Origin of the sequence: Stenotrophomonas sp. ISL-67 (genome assembly GCF_018612915.1) — a bacterium.
Lineage (GTDB): Bacteria > Pseudomonadota > Gammaproteobacteria > Xanthomonadales > Xanthomonadaceae > Stenotrophomonas.
On sequence record NZ_JAGGRL010000001.1, the window covers coordinates 447,034 to 463,661 of the forward strand.

A 16,628-nucleotide genomic window follows, 5' to 3' on the forward strand; every position below is an offset into this window, starting at 1 on the left:
CTGCGGCGCAGCCCTGCCACGGCGTGGAATTGCCGGTTCCTGACTCCATTCAGGCCGTGGCAGTTCCCGGTGAACGCGCAATCACGCGGTTGCGGCCCAGGTTCTTGGAACGGTAAAGCACGTCGTCAGCGGCCTTGAGCAGGTCCTGAACATCGGCGAAACGCTCATAACCGCCCTGGGTGGCCACGCCGGCGGAAAAGGTGACGAACAGCGGGCCATCGGCCACTTCCGCCATCGGCGTGTTGACGATGCTGGCCAGCACCCGCCGCACCACGTCCAGGGCCACCCCTTCGGTGGTGTTGGGGAGCAGGGCGATGAACTCTTCGCCGCCGAAGCGGGCCACGGTGTCGCTGTTGCGCAGGTGCTCCTGCAGCTTGGTGGCGAACTGGCGCAGGACCTGGTCGCCGAGCAGGTGGCCGTGGGCGTCGTTGATCTTCTTGAAGTCGTCCAGGTCGATGAAGGCCACCGAGAGCGGCCAGCCATGCCGGGTGGCGCGCAGGAACTCCTGTTCCAGCACGGCCTCGAGCTGGCGGCGGTTGAGTACGCCGGTGAGGGCATCGCGGTGCGCCTGCTCGGCCAGCCGGTTGGCGCGCGCTTCGAACTCGTCGGCACGCTGGCGGGCCAGGGCGGCATCCTGCATTTCACGCAGGTTGCGCAGGGTCGCCAGCTCTTGGGCGTGGTCGATCAACTGCTGCACGCGCGCCGGTGAGATCAGGGTGGTCTCGAACAGCGCGCTGATCTCGGGCAGGGCTTCACGGATGCGGGCCAGCACCTGGTCAAACTGGGCGCTGTCCAGCTTCAGGGTTTCATTGACCTGCTGCAGGGCGTGTTCGCGGGCAGCGTCGGCATCGGTGCTGAGCCAGATGTCGGCCACGGCGCCGGAGAGGGCGACGCAGGCCTGGAAGTTGTCTTCGGCCGCAGCCGGGGATTCACTGCGGGCAATGGCCTCCACCAGGTAGCGCGGCAGGTCCCACTGCTCGGCCATCCAGGCGCCGACCTCGGCATGGGTGCACTCCAGGTGCTCGCGCTCGAGGGCGACCAGGCCATCGTTGTCGCGGGCCTGGCGCAGCAGCGGCAGGTAGCGTTCGGGCTCGCTCTGGGCCAGCACGAGCACGCCGATGTCCTGCAGCAGGCCGGCCAGCATGAGTTCCTCGGCCTTGCGCAGGCCGCGGGCCTGGCCGAGCAGGCTGGCAGCAAGCGCGCTGAGGATGCTGCGCCGCCATGCGCGCTCGCGCACGTCCTGGCCCTGGCCCTGGTCGGGGGCGGTCAGGTGCTGGATGACAGTGAAGCCCAGGGCGAGGCTGATGGTGGCGTTGAGACCCAGCATGGTCAGCGCCTGGCCGAGGTTCTCGATCCGGCGGCGGCTGGCATACAGCGGCGAATTGGCAATGCGCAGCATGCGCGCGCTCAGCGCCATGTCGATGGCGATGACGTCGGCGGCGGTGGTGATGTCGGTTTCCGGGTCCTGCGCCAGTTCGATGATGCGCAGGGCAATACCGGGAGGCGAGGGTAGGTTGCGGCAGAGCGCCAGGGCGGCTGTCAGCTCGGGAGGCATGGCGGGAATACTGAGGTGATGCGGCAAGAATACATGGAGTGCGGACAGATCGCGTGGACTGGGCGATGGGGTCTCTGGTACCCCATCCGCTGGCGGATGGGGGGGGCAAGTGGCGTCCGGGGCTGCGAAGCGATGGGTGCGCGGGTACCATTCGGCCTCCAATTAAAAAGGATGGACCACATGGCCGTGAAGTCGCTACAGGAATTCCTCGCCACCACGCATGAAAAGGACGTCAGCTCCGACGTGTTCGAGCTGGAGAGCCTGCACATGCTGGAGGTGCGGGTGGACGGCATGGTCTGGGCCAAGGCCGGCTCGATGGTGGCGCGCAAGGGGGCGGTGAAGTTCACCCGCCAGGGGTTGCTGGAGCAGGGCCTGGGCACGCTGTTCAAGAAGATGATCAGCGGCGAGGGCCTGCAGTTGATGAAGATCGAGGGCCAGGGCAGGGCCTACCTGGCCGATGCGGGCAAGCAGGTGACGCTGCTGCGGCTGGCCGGCGAATCCATTTTCGTCAACGGCAACGACGTGCTGGCGTTCGAGACCGGCATCGAGTCGAAGATCACGATGATGCGCCGGGTGGCCGGGATGCTGTCGGGCGGGCTGTTCAACATGCGCCTGAGTGGTCACGGGATCGTCGCGATCACCTCGCATTACGAGCCGCTGACGCTGCCGGTCACCGCGCAGGGCGGGCCGGTGTTCACCGATCCGAACGCGACGGTGGCCTGGTCGGGCTCGCTGACCCCGGAGATCGTCACCGACATTTCGCTGGGCACGCTGGTCGGGCGCGGCTCGGGCGAAACCCTGCAGCTGCGCTTCGCCGGCGAGGGCTGGGTGGTGGTGCAGCCGTATGAGGAAGTGACGTTCCAGGCGAAGGGCTGAGGTCGACTGCCAAAGCCAAAGCCAAAGCCAAAAGCGTGCAGTCTGCGAGTGAGCGTGGTTTGGGCCGGCGGGGGTGGGTTTGCGGGACACGCCGTGAATACGTCCGTGTAGGCTCGTAGAAAACATCCATGTTTTCTACGGTCCCGCAAACCCACCCCCGCCGACCCTTCGATAGTGGGCGGGTGGCCACGGGAATGGGGTAGAGCCGGGCTTTGCCCGGCTGCTCTTCTCGCCGCATCGCGACCAACTATCTGGGGCTGCCCGTCGGCCTCCCCGACTCGTAGCAATTGAAACGCTGCTCTTCGCGCCAACTTCGACAGCACAACACCCACAAAAAAGCCCGGCTTTCGCCGGGCTTCTTCGTTTCATCGCTTCAGGCGATCAATCAGGCCAGGCCGGCCTGCTTCATCACTTCGGCGGCGTAGTCTTCCACCACCTTCTCGATGCCTTCGCCCACGATCAGCAGCTGGAAGCCAGCCACGTCCGCCTTGGCGGCGGTGACGACCTGCTCGACAGTCTTGTCGCTGTCCAGCACGTACGGCTGGCCGTACAGGGTCACTTCGCTGACGATCTTGTTGATCTTGCCGCTGATGATCTTTTCCAGGATGTCGGCCGGCTTGGACTTGTCCTTTTCGGACATCTTGGCCAGTTCGATTTCCTTTTCCTTCGCCACGAAGTCGGCCGGCACGTCGCCTGCCTTGTTGTGCGGCGGCTTCAGCGCGGCAACGTGCATCGCCAGGCCACGGGCCAGCTCGACGTCGCCGCCGTGCAGGTCGACCAGGACGCCAACCTTGCCGTTGGTGTGCACGTAGGCGCCGATGTTGCCGGTGGTGTCCAGCTTGATCATGCGACGGATCTGGATGTTTTCACCCAGGGTCTGGATCGCGGTGGCACGGGTTTCTTCGACGGTCTGGCCATTGGCCAGCGGGGCGCTCTTCAGCGCTTCCACGTCGGAGACGCCCGATGCCAGTGCGGCAGCGGCGACGTCATTGACGAAGTTCTTGAAGTTCACGTCGTTGGCGACGAAGTCGGTTTCCGAGTTGACTTCGACCAGCACGGCCTTGCCGTCGGCCTGGGCCAGGCCCAGACGGCCTTCGGCGGCAATGCGGTCAGCCTTCTTGTCGGCCTTGGCCGCACCGGACTTGCGCAGCGCTTCGGCAGCGGCGTTGATGTCGCCGTTGGCTTCGGTGAGTGCCTTCTTGCACTCCATCATGCCGGCGCCAGTGCGCTCGCGCAGTTCCTTGACCAGGGAAGCAGTGATTTCCACGGGAATTCCTCACGAAAGAAAGGGGCTGGGCCGGCATGGTGGCCGGCCCATGTGACAGCATCCTGTCGTCGCGCCAGTGGCAGCGGACAGGAGCGGCGGGCGCCAGGCGCCCGCCGCGGGCCTGGATCAGGCCTGGGCTTCGCCCTTGTCGGCAGCAGCCTTCTTGGCCGGAGCGCGGCGGGCCGGCTTGGCTTCTTCGGCAGCCGGAGCTTCGGCGAACTCTTCTTCACGGACGGTGGCAGCGTGCGGAGCAGCAGCCTTGCCTTCCAGCACGGCGTCGGCCGCAGCGCGGGCGTACAGCTGCACGGCACGGATGGCGTCGTCGTTGCCCGGGATCGCGTAGTCGACCAGTTCCGGATTGTAGTTGGTGTCGACGACCGCGATCACCGGGATGCCGAGCTTCTTGGCTTCCTTGATGGCGATGTCTTCATGGCCGATGTCGATGACGAAGATCGCGTCCGGCAGGCGGTTCATGTCCTTGATGCCGCCCAGCGAGGCTTCCAGCTTGTCGCGCTCACGACGCAGGCCCAGCACTTCGTGCTTGACCAGCTTGTCGAAGGTGCCGTCGGTTTCGCCGGCTTCCAGTTCCTTCAGGCGGGCAACCGATTGCTTGACGGTACGGAAGTTGGTCAGGGTGCCGCCCAGCCAACGCTGGTTCATGAACGGCATGCCGCAACGCTCGGCTTCTTCGCGGATCGACTCGCGGGCGCTGCGCTTGGTGCCCAGGAACAGGATGGTGCCGCGCTTCTGCGCGATGCTGGAAATGAAGTTCATCGCGTCATTGAAGAGCGGGACGGTCTTTTCCAGGTTGATGATGTGGATCTTGCCGCGGGCGCCGAAGATGTACTGGCCCATCTTGGGGTTCCAGTAACGGGTCTGGTGGCCGAAATGGACGCCGGCTTCCAGCATCTGACGCATGGTGACCTGGGGCATTGCAATACTCCTGATAGGGAACCGGCCGCCACGGGTAATAGAAGGGCGGTCCGCCGTGAGGCGGGGGTTCCGGGGTTTGGCTTCCCTGTCGCTTCCGTGTCCGAACTCCTCGCGGAGCACCCCGGCACGGATATGGGCGGCAGGTGTGGATTCACCGGTGACGTCCGGTGTTGACGAGCTTCCTGGCGTACAGGGTGCGAGGAAATCCGGTCGATTATAGCCCGGGCGGGGCGTCCGGCGCAATTGGCCGGACGGGATGGGGTGCCATGGGGGCCGCAGCCGTCTGGTAGCCGGGGTCGGGGCCGGGTGGCTGCGGCCATCGGCAGGCCGAACCTGCGCTGTCAGTGTTCCGGCCATTCCCGTTCAGTATGGCCCCGGATCGGCGATAATGGGTCCCATGAGCGTGAATCTGAAAACTCCCGAGGAAATCGAACTGATGCGCATCGCCGGCCGCCTGGCCAGCGAAGTGCTCGACATCGTCACCCCGTACGTCAAGCCGGGCGTGACGACCGAAGAGCTGGACCGCATCTGCCACGACCACATCATCAACGTGCAGAAGGCCACGCCGGCCAACGTCGGCTACCGTGGCTTCCCGAAGACGGTCTGCACGTCGGTCAACAACGTCATCTGCCATGGCATCCCCAGCGAAGCCAAGGTCCTGAAGGACGGCGACATCGTCAACATCGATGTCACCGTGATCAAGGACGGCTGGCACGGCGATACCAGCCGCATGTATTTCGCCGGCACGCCGTCGACGATGGCCAAGCGCCTGGTCGATACCACCTACCAGGCGATGTGGGCCGGCATCCGCGCGGTGAAGCCGGGCGCCACGCTGGGCGACATCGGCCACGCGATCCAGTCGCTGGCCGAAGGCGAGCGCTTCAGCGTGGTCCGCGAGTACTGCGGGCATGGCATCGGCAAGGTCTACCACGACGAACCGCAGGTGGTGCACTACGGGCGTCCGGGCCAGGGCCTGGTGCTGCAGCCGGGCATGACCTTCACCATCGAGCCGATGATCAACGAGGGTACCCGCTACAACAAGGTCCTTCCCGATGGCTGGACCGTGGTCACCAAGGACCGCAAGCTGTCGGCGCAGTGGGAGCACATGATCGCAGTCACCGAGACCGGCGTTGACGTGCTGACCCTCTCGCCCGGCGAATCGCAGGTCTGAGCATGCTGCCGGCGAGCCCAGCCCTGGACGCGCCGGCCGACGCCGTCGCCGACCCGGAGTGGGCGGCGGAGGCTCGCCAGACCCTGCAGCAGGCCGATGCGCGCCTGTACCGGCGCTTCGACCAGAACGACAACATCGAGCGGTTGCTGGCGCTGCGCGCCCGCGCTGCCGATCACCTGATCCGGCTGGCCTGGCAGCGCTGCGTGCCGGCCGATGCCGGGCTGGCGCTGTTTGCCGTGGGTGGTTACGGGCGCGGCGAGCTGTTCCCACGCTCGGACATCGACCTGCTGGTGCTTGGCTCGTCCGAGGCACAGCGTCGCCATGAAGCTGCATTGGCTCGGCTGTTTGCATTGCTGTGGGATTGCGGCCTGCCGGTCAGCCACGCGGTGCGCTCGGCACAGGAATGCGTTCAGGCCAGCGCCGACCAGACCGTGCTGACCGCCCTGATCGAATCGCGGCCGCTGGTGGCCGACGATGCAGCACGACAGTCGTTGAAGCAGGCCGTCAACCGCGACGGCCTGTGGCCGCCGCGCGAATTCTTCCTGGCCAAGCGCGAGGAACTGCTGGCACGCCACCAGCGCTTCGGCGACACCGCCGACAACCTCGAACCGGACATCAAGGATGGCCCGGGCGGGTTGCGCGATCTCAACACCCTGGGCTGGATGGCATTGCGCGCGTTCGGCGTACGCGAGCTGGAAGCTCTGGTCGGGCTGGGGCATCTGGGGCCCGATGAAGCCGCCGCCCTGCGCCGTGAACGCTGCGCGTTGGCGCAGCTGCGGTTCGGCCTGCACCTGGTGGCCAACCGCCCGGAAGAGCGGCTGCGCTTCGATTACCAGAAGACCCTGGCGGCACGTCTCGGCTTTGCCGACGACGTGGAGAGCCTGGCCGTCGAAAAGATGATGCAGGGCTTTTACCGCAGCGCCACGGTGGTGCGCCGGATCAGCGACCGCCTGCTGCAGCGTTTCGAAGAGCAGTTCGATGGCGAGGCCGTGCCCGAACCGGTCAGCGTGGGCTTCTCGCTGCGTCGCGGCTACCTGGCCGCCAATGATCCGCAATGGCCGCAGGGCGATATCCAGCAGGTGTTCGCGCTGTTCGCCAGCTGGGCCTACAACCCCGACGTGCGTGGCCTGCATTCGCTCACCGCGCGGGCACTGGCCGAAGCGCTGGTCGAGCTGCCGGCGTATACCGAGGCAAGCGCTGCGGCGCGCGAACAGTTCATGACCCTGCTGCGCAGCCCGCGCGCGGTCGATACGCTGGCGCGCATGGCCCGGCTGGGCGTGCTGGGGCAATGGATTCCCGCCTTCGCGCAGGTGTCCGGGCGCATGCAGTTCGACCTGTTCCATGTGTACACCGTCGACCAGCACACGCTGATGGTATTGCGCAACATCGGCCTGTTCGCCAGCAGCCGCGCCGACGAACGGTTCTCCATCGCCCATGAAGTCTGGCCGCGCCTGCGCAAACCGGAACTGCTGCTGCTGGCCGGGCTGTTCCATGACATCGCCAAGGGCCGCGGTGGCGACCATTCCGAACTCGGCGCGGTCGACGCGCGCGACTTCTGCCAGGCGCATGCGCTGAGCAGCTCCGATACCGACCTGGTGGCCTGGCTGGTCGAACAGCACCTGCGCATGTCGGTCACCGCGCAGAAACAGGACATCTCCGATCCGGACGTGATCCATCGCTTCGCCACGCTGGTGACCAGCCGCGACCGGCTCGACTATCTTTATCTGCTGACCTGTGCCGACATTGCCGGGACCAGCCCGAAGCTGTGGAATGCGTGGAAAGACCGGTTGCTGGCCGACCTCTATTTCGCCGCGCGCCGCGCGCTGCGCGATGGCCTGGAAAACCAGATGCCGGCCGCCGAACGCGTGCTCGAGGCGCGCGAGAGCGTGCGCGCGCTGGTGCGCGAGCGTGGCTACGACGATGCCACCATCGACCGCCAGTTCACCGTGATGCCGGATGAGAGCTTCATCCGGCTGCGCCCGGAACAGTTGGCCTGGCAGGCGGCCGCGCTGGTACCGGTCAAGCAGGGCCAGACCCTGGTCAAGGTGCGCCGGATCACCACCGACGACGATGCGCTGGAGGTGTTTGTGCATTCGCCCGACCGTGACGGCCTGTTCGCCGCGATCGTGATGACCCTGGACCGCAAGGGCTACGGCATCCATCGCGCGCGCGTGCTGGATGGCCCGGTCGACACCATCTTCGATACCTTCGAAGTGACCCCGGCCGACAGCTTCGCCGACGGTGATGCGCCGCGGCTGGAAGCGGCGCTGCGCGACGCCCTGGCCGGGGATCTGGCCAAGCTGCGTCCGTCGCGGCGGGTGGTGCCGCGCCAGTTGCGGCATTTCCGCTTCGCACCGCGCATCGAATTCCGCGATGCCAACGACAACGATACCGGCGGCACCCGCTTCAGCCTGGTCGCGCCCGACCGCCCCGGGCTGCTGGCCGATGTCGCCTTCGTGCTGCGCAACCAGGGCCTGCGCGTGCACGACGCGCGCATTGCCACCTTCGGCGAACGCGCCGAAGACATGTTCGTGATCAGCGATGAACACGACCACCCCCTGACCGAAATCGCCCGGCAGCAGCTGCATGACGCCATGCTGCGCTGCCTGGACCCTGATCGAAACGCCGGAGACCCCCACTGATGGCCACCAAGCCTGCCAAGAAGACTGCCGCCAAGACCGCGGCGGCCAAGAAGACCGCTGCCGCTGCGCCGGCCGTGAAGAAGGCGCCGGTCAAGAAGACCGCGGCCAGCAGCGCTGCCGAAACGGCCGCCAAACGCGCCGAGAACATCGCGCGCAAGTCGCTGCGCAAGCCGGCCAGCCCGGGCGTGGAAGAACTCAAGTTCGGCATTGAAAGCGCCTTCGAACGCCGCGCCACGCTGACCCTGCATGAAATCGAAGGCTCGACCAAGCCGCTGGTCGGCCGCGTCATCGACGGGCTGGAAACCGGTGAATTCCGCGTGGCCGAGCCCGACGGCCACGGTGGCTGGAAGGTCAACGAGTGGCTGAAGAAGGCGGTGCTGCTGTACTTCCGCGTCAACGACATGGCCGTGGTGGATGCGCGCCCGGCGCCGTTCTGGGACAAAGTGGAGTCGCGCTTCGCCGGCTTCGATGAGGCGAAGTTCCGCCGTGCCGGCGTACGCGTAGTGCCCGGTGCGATCGCGCGCCGCGGCAGCTACTTCGGCAAGGACGTGGTGCTGATGCCCAGTTTCACCAACATCGGCGCCTACGTCGGCGAAGGCACCATGGTCGATACCTGGGCCACGGTGGGCTCGTGCGCGCAGATCGGCAAGCACTGCCACCTGTCCGGCGGCGCCGGCATCGGCGGCGTGCTCGAGCCGCTGCAGGCCAGCCCGACCATCATCGAAGACCATTGCTTCATCGGTGCCCGTTCGGAAGTGGTGGAAGGCTTCGTGGTCGGCCACCACAGCGTGATCGGCATGGGCGTGTTCCTTGGCCAGAGTACCCGCGTGTACAACCGCGCCACCGGCGAGATCAGCTACGGTTCGGTGCCGCCGTACAGCGTGGTGGTGTCGGGCCAGCTGCCGTCCAAGGACGGCTCGCACTCGCTGTACTGCGCGGTGATCGTCAAGCAGGTCGACGCCAAGACCCGCAGCAAGACCAGCGTCAACGACCTGCTGCGCGGCCTGGCCGACTGACGCGAGGGAAGCCCGTGCCGCTGTCGCTGTCGCGACCGGCACGTTCGACGCCTGGCGTTCGCCAAGGCGGTCACAGCTTGGAACATGTACCGGCGTCATTCCGCGCCGGGTCGCTATGCTCTGCGCGCGGGCGTCGGCATGCCCTGATGAGAGGGCATGGCATGGACAACATCAGTGTGGGCACGGTACCGACCGGCGGCCGTGCGCTGCGTACCCGAACGGCACTGCCACGGTTGCCGCCCGACCCGCAGATCGATGGCCGTGTGCTGGCCTCGGAGCTGCTGGGCATCGCCAATGCCGGGGGCCTGGCCGGCATGCCGGTGGTCCCGGTCCACGAGAACTGCGTACAGGAGACCCTGGCTGACACCAGGGTAGGGTACCTCTACGTCAAGATCGTCAAACGTGGCCATCTGTCCACGCTCAATGTTGACCTGGGGCAGCTTTGCCGGACATTGGCCGGGTCGGCCAGTGTCGGCGACCTTGCGTCGGACCAGCGCATTTCCAACGTGTATGTCGGCAAGGCCCTGCACATTCTGTCCAGCGTGGTGGGCGATGGCAGTGGGTTGCCGTGCGATGGCACCCTGCTGAAGCGGGCGGTGAACTGGTGCCTGGAGGTGCTCACGGCGCGCGATGAATTCACGATCGAGAACCTCAGTGTGATCATGTTCCACCTGGGAGGGCTGATCAATTACGCGCCGGTTGCCCAGGCCAGCGGCGGAGTGATCTGTCGGTCGTTGGTCGGGCGCCTCCACCAGATGCTGGAGGAAGCACCGCTGCAGGCAAGCGGTTGTCCCATTGTGGCGTTGGGACTGGTTGGCGCACTGCGGGCATCGGAAATCGAGCTGTATGCCTACCGGGGCGGAACGGTGCCACGGCTTGCACCTGATGTGTTGCTCATTTCATTGTTTGCGGTGCTCGACGTGCGGCCTGTCCTTTTGGCGAACTGGGCGAGCAAGACGCTTGCGTTGGTGGCCAAATATGGCGTGCAGTACCTGAGTCGCGTATCGGCCATGGACAGGCGGTGGACGTTGAAGAACGCCACCCTCCCGATGCAACTCAATGCTGCGCGGCTGCTCAAACCTGTGATCGAGGAAGCCCGGCGGCCAGAACGTGGGGTATGGGATCACCGCAACAGCGCATATCGCAGTCTGTCGCACGCCAAGGAGATCCGGGACTACCTCGCCTATGCCACGCGCTACTACTGCCGTTGGCTGGCCGGACAACCGGAACATATCCGGGCGCGCTTTGAACTGGCCGAACCTCCTCGTGGGCCGCTGCCGGACAACCCTCGTGACGAACGCGGTTTTGCCCAGGTCGCGCGCCTGGGTATGGACGTCCCGACCACGGAGACGTCGGTGATGGATGTCCCTGCATTGCCTGACAGTGCAGTTGCCGAAGACGTTGCGATGGCGGCGGAGCCTTTGTCGCTGCCGCAACTGGATCTGGCGCGCTTCAACGAGGTGGCAGATGCGCTGGTGCGGCAGGGCGAGGCGGCCGATCGCTTTGACCGCGAGGATGCCATTGCGGCGGCAAATGCATTGGTGGCATCCCTTGAAAGCGGCAGGACCGCACTGACCCAGGCGCAGCGGGTGCAGATGCTGCTGAACATGGATGCGGTATGCCAGCGTCTGGTTGCCGCACCCCCCCAGGCATCGGAGTATGCGTGGCAGCTGAGCAGCATGCGCGGTTTCCTGGCCGCGCAGCTGGCCCAGGTGGTGGGTTCCAATGGGAAACCACTGATGGCGGCCGATCTGCCGGCCACCCCCGGGCTTTCTTCCTGGCAGAGGTCCCTGCTGGTCATACTCAACAGCGGTGCAGGTGAGAGTTAGAACGCTGTCACAACCTGGCCGATTCCCATGCGGCGTGGCCTGCAGGCATCGCTATGCTGCCGCCTTACACACACAACAGGACGCGCCGTGGAGAACGTCAATGCTGTTTCGGTCATCACACATGCTGCCGGCCAGGTGCAGTCGCCTGCCGTTGTTGAATCCCCGATGTGCCAGACGGCTGGCGCGCCGGTGCCGGCCGAGGTCTTCAACGCGTCGTGGCCCGGCCTCGCGTCGAATGCGTCATTGACTGAGAGCAGCGGGCGGACGACCGAGGCCGACCGGATCATCCTGGCGTTGTTCCGGAACATCGTCAGGCAGGGCGATTTCTCCACGATCAACGCCGATCTGGACGCGCTCAGCCGTGTTCTGGTGGGCAGCATCGGCTTCGGCGATACCGCCGACGAGCAGAGTATCTCCAACATCTGCCTGGGCAAAGCGCTCAACATCCTGTGCCAGCTGGTGCGCCGCAGCGGCGAACTGGCCTGCGACAGCCACCGGCTGATCCGCGCCACGCATCGCTGTGCCGACGTGCTTGCCGCACGCGAGGCGTTTACCCTGGAAAATGCCAGCGTGATCATGTTTCACCTCGGTGAGCTGATCAATTACCCCCCGCTGCAACGTGTCAGCAGCAAGGCGATTACCGACCACCTGGCGCCGATCTTCGAGGCTGCGCTGCGCCAGCAGCCGCTGCATACCGTCGAGGCGGCAACGCTGGCGCTCGGACTGGTCAGCACCCTGCGCGCATCCGAACATCAATTGACCCGCCCGCATGGCCTGCCCATCCCCCGACCCGCCGCCGACGCGCTGCTCACGACACTGCAGACGCTGATGGAGGCGCAGCCGGACCTGGTGACGACGTGGGAGACCCGCACCTTGGCGCTGGTGTCCAAGTATGGCGTGCAGTACCTGCGCCGCCTTGCCCTGTTGAACACACGGCGCGGCCGGATCATGCCGGCCGATGCGCAGCAGTTCACTGTGGCGCGCGTGATCAAACCGATCCTTGAAGAGGCCCGGCAGCCCTGGCGTGGCGAGTGGGATCAGCGTCAAAGCGAGTACCACGGCATGCCGTTGGAAAAGCAGCTCAAGGATTACCTGACCTACAGCAGCCATTACTATGGTTGCTGGCTGACCCGGCAAGCGGAATGGGTACAGGTCCGCTTTGGCCTGCAGGAGGCGGCGCGCGGCCCGTTGGCCGACAACCCGCATGATGGCCGGGCGTTCGCCGAGGTGGCGCGACGGGCGGCGGGCCTGCTGGATCCGCTTGCCAGCACCGTATCGCTGCTGCGCCCACTGTCGCGGGACGTTGCCGCGCTGGAACCGCCGACCGCGCTGGCCCGCTTCAGCCAGGCGGCCGGGGCGCTATGGCGGCTGGACCACAACGCGGACAACTTCGACCGCGACGAGGCCATTGTTGCCACCAACGCATTGATCACGTCGATTGAGGCCGGAAGTACCCCATTGAACACGTCGTTGCGCGTGCAGATGCTGCTGGACATGGACGGGGTGTGCATGCGCCTGCATGCGGCCGACCCATGGGACCTGCCCCGGTATGCCTGGCAGCTGTCGAGCATGCGCAGCTTCCTGTCCGCGCAGCTGGCGCTGCTGGTCGACGCCAACGGCGTCCCGATGCTGGGCACCGGTGTGCTATTCGAATCCGGACTGTCCTCCTGGCAGCGGATGCTGCTGAAGGAGCTCATTGACCACGACGCGAAAGCGGCCGCATCGTGATTGAACGGGGTGTCCGCGGGAGGGGCTGCGCGGCGTAGGGCTATACTCGCAGACACCAACGCATGCCCGTTGAACCCCAGTACGAGTACCTGTCAGCGATGACCACCACCCTTTACGGACTCAAGAACTGCGATACCTGCAAGAAGGCCAGCAAGTGGCTGGACCGCTTCCAGGTGCCGTACACCTTCGTCGACTACCGCGAGCACAAACCCAGCCCGGAAACCCTGCTGGACTGGGCCGCGCAGGCCGGTGGTTTTCCGGCGCTGGTGAATCGTGCCTCCACGACCTGGCGGCAGCTGCCCGGGAACCGGAAGGTTGCTGCGTCCGATGCGGAATGGAAGCTGCTGCTGCGCGAGTACCCGCAGCTGATCAAGCGGCCGGTGGTGGTGACCGCCGACGGTGTGATGAGCCAGGGCTTTTCCGACAATGGATTCAAGCAGCGGTTCGGAGCAGGCGCGTGAACGATGTGCTGGCATTGACCTGCGACCTGATCGCCCGCCCGTCGGTCACCCCCGATGATGCCGGCTGCCAGGCGCTGTTGGCCGGGCGCCTGCAACAGGCGGGCTTTACCTGCGAACACCTTCGGCTGGGCGAGGTCGACAACCTGTGGGCAACACACGGTCAGGGCGCACCGGTGCTGATGCTGCTGGGTCACACCGACGTGGTGCCCAGTGGCCCGGTCGAGGCCTGGACCAGTGCGCCGTTCGACCCGCAGATCCGTGACGGCGTGCTGTACGGGCGCGGCGCGGCGGACATGAAGGGCAGCGTGGCCGCATTCGTGGTGGCCGCCGAGCAGTTCGTGGCCGCCCATCCGAACCACCCGGGTACGCTGGCTGTGCTGCTGACCAGCGATGAAGAAGGCGATGCCATCGACGGCGTGCGCCGGGTCGCGGACATCTTTCGCGGGCGCGGCCAGACGATCGACTGGTGCATCACCGGCGAGCCGTCGTCCACCGCCGTACTGGGCGACCTGCTGCGGGTCGGCCGCCGTGGCAGCCTGTCGGGCACGCTGATCGTGCAGGGCGTGCAGGGCCACGTGGCGTACCCGCACAAGGCGCGCAACCCGATCCACCTGGCCGCTGCGGCGCTGGCCGAACTGACCGCGCGGCACTGGGACGATGGCTTCGAAAGCTTCCCGCCGACCAGCCTGCAGGTGTCCAACATTCATGCCGGTACCGGTGCCAACAATGTCATTCCCGGTGAGCTGCAGGTGCTGTTCAACCTGCGCTACAACCCGCACTGGAATGCGCCGAAACTCGAACAGGAGATCAGCGCGTTGCTGGATCGCCACGGGCTGGAGTACCGCCTGAAGTGGCATCGCAGCGGCGAGCCGTTCTACACCCCGGAAGGCACCCTGCGCCAGGTGGCGCGCGAGGTGCTGGGCGAATTCGCCGGTGCCGCGCCGGAAGAGAGCACCGGTGGCGGTACCTCGGACGCACGCTTCATCGCACCGCTGGGCGCGCAGTGCATCGAAGTGGGGCCGGTCAACGCCAGCATCCACCAGGTGAATGAGAATGTGTCGGTCGCCGATCTCGAAGCGTTGCCGGCCCTGTACCAGCGCCTGATCGAGCGGTTGTTGGCCTGACGCGAGAACCGACCAACGGTCGGTTCCCGTTCGCGGGCCGACCCACACCGCGCCTGGTAGGGGCCGACCGTTGGTCGGTCCTTGGCTTCAGGCCACGATCAACCCGAATGCAGCCAACGCCGCTGCTGCCTGCTGCTGCGAAATCACCGCCTTCCTGAAGTTCTTGGCATCCATCACGTTCAACCCGCTGATGTCGGTGCCCCGCAGGTCCGCGCCCTCGAACCGGGTCAGCCGGGTGTGCGCATTGCGCAGGCTGCCGCCTTCGAACACAGCATCGCGGAAGTCGCAGCCGGACAGCTCCGCATCGGAAAGATCCATCCCCTGCAGCGTGGCCTTGCGGAACGACAACCCGCGCACGTCCGCGCTGACCAGCAGGCAATCGCGGAACTCCAACGCCCAGCCGGTCACTTCCTGCAGGTGTGCGCCGGTCAGCTTGCAATCCTCGAACCGTACCGATGACAGCGTGGCGCGGCGCCAGTGGCTGTTGTTCAGATCGCAGTGCGAGAACACCGCATCGCTGAGCAGCGCCGAGCTGAAATCGCACTGGCTGCCCCGGCATTTGCTCCAGCGGCTTTCCTCCAGTGAAGCGGCCAGCCAGGACGTACCCGCCACCGAGCAGCGGATGAACTGGAAACCGTCCATGTCCAACCGAGAGAAATCGGCATTGTCGAAGGTGCAGTCCTCGAACACGGCCGCGCGCGGATGCGCGGCGATGATGGCCTGCATGCGGGCGCGGGAGAGGGCTTCATCGCGGAACGTGGCGGTACTCATGTCGTCCATTCTGGTCCAAGCGAACGCCTACCGGCAGACTTGAAGGTGCGCGGCGAGTGTGTACTGCGTCTTTCAATCAAACGTCCAGAACGCTGGTTGGATGCCCTTGCGCCAATACGATTCGCCGGCAAGGAAGAACTTCTGCGCCTCGGCCTTGGCAAACCATCCTGCGGCCGCCTTTTCATCGCGCGGTACTCCGGGGGGCGCGCGGCCCAGGATCAGGCCCGTGAAGTACTGGCCGAACACGTTGCCCTGCAGGGCCGCCTTGCGATACCACTGCAGCGCCATCGCAGGGTCGCGGTCGATGCCCAAACCCATGCCCTTTTCGTAAAGCGCGCCCAGGTCCACCTGGGCCTGTGCATCGCCGCGCGCAGCGCGCCGCTGGATGTCGACCACCAGCGGGTGCAGTGCACCGGCCTGCGGTGCAATCGCGGCGGGCAGTCCTGAACTGCCCGTCGAATAGCGCTGGTACACCGTGGCACGCAGGTCCCAGCGCAGTGCGTCGGCCGCGTGGCCACGTTCGCGCTCGAACTTGGCAAGCGACAGCATCGCGCCCGGACTGCCGTGATCGGCCGCGGCGCGGAACCACCGTTCGGCCTTGCGCGGCGACGCGCGCAGCGCCGGGGGCGGCGTGTGTTCAGGGCGATGGCCGGTGTACATCGCGCCGCTGGCCCAGATCCGCCCGAGTGCTTCTTCCGCAATGGTATTGCGGAAACTCCAGGGCGTGGCGGCCCCAGCGCGCTCGTACCAGTCCAGCGCCCGGCGGTCGTTCCAGCGTTCATAGAGTTCGGCCAGATCCACCATGCCCTCGATGTCGCCGCGCTCGGCGGCGGTAAGCCACTTTACTTCGGTATCGCTGGTGGGGCGGTTGGGGGCGGTGGTGCAGGCGGCCAGCGCCAGCAGCGCCAGCGCGGAAAGCGACAGGCGGAAACGGCGGGGATTCATCCGTGAGTTCCAGAAGGCAGGCGTGGATTATCCGGGACGGGGCACGTCACGGGCTGAATCGGTTGCGCCCGCAACAGTTGCGCCACGGCCAAAACGGCGGTACGGTCGGTCCATGTCCACGCTCCTGGCCACCGCCGTCAACAATACCAACCGCAATAATCTGCGCGCGAACAATCGTGCGCGGCCAACGCGGGACTGCGACCAGGGCTAGAACAAGCAACATACGCCCGGACCCCAGAAAACCCGCATCGGCCGATGCGGGTTTTTTGTTTTCTGGCCGGTCGAATGCAGGCATTACGTGTATTCCCCC

At 66.1% G+C, this 16,628-nt stretch carries 13 protein-coding genes; 8 read left to right on the plus strand and 5 right to left on the minus strand.

From position 1 onward, the window contains the following. Window positions 1–49 precede the first annotated feature (49 nt). Window positions 50–1,555, minus strand: coding sequence for a GGDEF domain-containing protein (locus J7J08_RS02180; protein WP_214901087.1), 1,506 nt, complete (start codon window positions 1,553–1,555; stop codon window positions 50–52). A gap of 180 nt (window positions 1,556–1,735) precedes the next feature. Here J7J08_RS02180 and J7J08_RS02185 point away from each other — a divergent pair, with 180 nt between their 5' ends. Further along, a complete protein-coding gene (locus tag J7J08_RS02185) occupies window positions 1,736–2,431 on the plus strand; it encodes an AIM24 family protein (protein ID WP_214901089.1) in 696 nt (231 codons plus the stop codon). 385 nt (window positions 2,432–2,816) lie between these two features. Here the strand turns inward: J7J08_RS02185 and tsf are convergent, their stop codons facing one another. Beyond that, on the minus strand, window positions 2,817–3,698 hold the full coding sequence (gene tsf / locus J7J08_RS02190; protein WP_214901091.1) for a translation elongation factor Ts: 882 nt from the start codon (window positions 3,696–3,698) through the stop codon (window positions 2,817–2,819). 126 nt (window positions 3,699–3,824) lie between these two features. Next, a complete protein-coding gene (gene rpsB / locus J7J08_RS02195) occupies window positions 3,825–4,631 on the minus strand; it encodes a 30S ribosomal protein S2 (RefSeq protein ID WP_214901093.1) in 807 nt (268 codons plus the stop codon). A 397-nt stretch (window positions 4,632–5,028) separates the two neighbouring features. Here rpsB and map point away from each other — a divergent pair, with 397 nt between their 5' ends. The 7 genes from map to dapE all read left to right on the plus strand — a co-directional run bounded on the left by map (window position 5,029) and on the right by dapE (window position 14,602). Next, a complete protein-coding gene (gene map, locus J7J08_RS02200; RefSeq protein WP_251006347.1) occupies window positions 5,029–5,802 on the plus strand; it encodes a type I methionyl aminopeptidase in 774 nt (257 codons plus the stop codon). A gap of 2 nt (window positions 5,803–5,804) precedes the next feature. Further along, window positions 5,805–8,444, plus strand: a complete 2,640-nt coding sequence (locus J7J08_RS02205) for a [protein-PII] uridylyltransferase (RefSeq protein ID WP_214901097.1) — start codon at window positions 5,805–5,807, stop codon at window positions 8,442–8,444. Next, window positions 8,444–9,460, plus strand: coding sequence for a 2,3,4,5-tetrahydropyridine-2,6-dicarboxylate N-succinyltransferase (dapD, locus tag J7J08_RS02210; protein WP_214901099.1), 1,017 nt, complete (start codon window positions 8,444–8,446; stop codon window positions 9,458–9,460). The genes J7J08_RS02205 and dapD overlap by 1 nt, the downstream gene beginning before the upstream one ends. 14 nt (window positions 9,461–9,474) lie before the next feature. Further along, entirely contained in the window at window positions 9,475–11,289 is a 1,815-nt protein-coding gene (locus tag J7J08_RS02215; protein WP_214901101.1) for a hypothetical protein, read from the plus strand. Between the two features lie 27 nt (window positions 11,290–11,316). Beyond that, window positions 11,317–13,017: a hypothetical protein gene (locus J7J08_RS02220; protein WP_214901103.1), complete on the plus strand. Its 1,701-nt coding sequence runs from the start codon at window positions 11,317–11,319 to the stop codon at window positions 13,015–13,017. A 98-nt stretch (window positions 13,018–13,115) separates the two neighbouring features. Beyond that, on the plus strand, window positions 13,116–13,478 hold the full coding sequence (locus J7J08_RS02225) for an arsenate reductase (RefSeq protein ID WP_214901589.1): 363 nt from the start codon (window positions 13,116–13,118) through the stop codon (window positions 13,476–13,478). Continuing rightward, a complete protein-coding gene (dapE, locus tag J7J08_RS02230) occupies window positions 13,475–14,602 on the plus strand; it encodes a succinyl-diaminopimelate desuccinylase (protein ID WP_214901105.1) in 1,128 nt (375 codons plus the stop codon). The genes J7J08_RS02225 and dapE overlap by 4 nt, the downstream gene beginning before the upstream one ends. An 87-nt stretch (window positions 14,603–14,689) precedes the next feature. Here dapE and J7J08_RS02235 read toward each other — a convergent pair whose 3' ends face one another. Both J7J08_RS02235 and J7J08_RS02240 read right to left on the minus strand, forming a co-directional pair. Next, on the minus strand, window positions 14,690–15,373 hold the full coding sequence (locus J7J08_RS02235) for a pentapeptide repeat-containing protein (RefSeq protein WP_214901107.1): 684 nt from the start codon (window positions 15,371–15,373) through the stop codon (window positions 14,690–14,692). Between the two features lie 72 nt (window positions 15,374–15,445). Then, the gene (locus J7J08_RS02240; RefSeq protein WP_214901109.1) at window positions 15,446–16,318 is read right to left on the minus strand and encodes a tetratricopeptide repeat protein; all 873 of its coding nucleotides are present in this window, start codon (window positions 16,316–16,318) and stop codon (window positions 15,446–15,448) included. Window positions 16,319–16,628: the final 310 nt, after the last annotated feature.

Coding starts and splice junctions, on each gene's coding strand:
- dapD (WP_214901099.1), top strand. CDS start 8,444: ATGGCCACCAAGCCTGCCAAGAAGACTGCCGCCAAGACCGCGGCGGCC.
- J7J08_RS02240 (WP_214901109.1), bottom strand. CDS start 16,318: ATGAATCCCCGCCGTTTCCGCCTGTCGCTTTCCGCGCTGGCGCTGCTG.
- J7J08_RS02235 (WP_214901107.1), bottom strand. CDS start 15,373: ATGAGTACCGCCACGTTCCGCGATGAAGCCCTCTCCCGCGCCCGCATG.
- J7J08_RS02225 (WP_214901589.1), top strand. CDS start 13,116: ATGACCACCACCCTTTACGGACTCAAGAACTGCGATACCTGCAAGAAG.
- J7J08_RS02220 (WP_214901103.1), top strand. CDS start 11,317: ATGCGGCGTGGCCTGCAGGCATCGCTATGCTGCCGCCTTACACACACA.
- J7J08_RS02205 (WP_214901097.1), top strand. CDS start 5,805: ATGCTGCCGGCGAGCCCAGCCCTGGACGCGCCGGCCGACGCCGTCGCC.
- rpsB (WP_214901093.1), bottom strand. CDS start 4,631: ATGCCCCAGGTCACCATGCGTCAGATGCTGGAAGCCGGCGTCCATTTC.
- J7J08_RS02180 (WP_214901087.1), bottom strand. CDS start 1,555: ATGCCTCCCGAGCTGACAGCCGCCCTGGCGCTCTGCCGCAACCTACCC.
- map (WP_251006347.1), top strand. CDS start 5,029: ATGAGCGTGAATCTGAAAACTCCCGAGGAAATCGAACTGATGCGCATC.
- J7J08_RS02185 (WP_214901089.1), top strand. CDS start 1,736: ATGGCCGTGAAGTCGCTACAGGAATTCCTCGCCACCACGCATGAAAAG.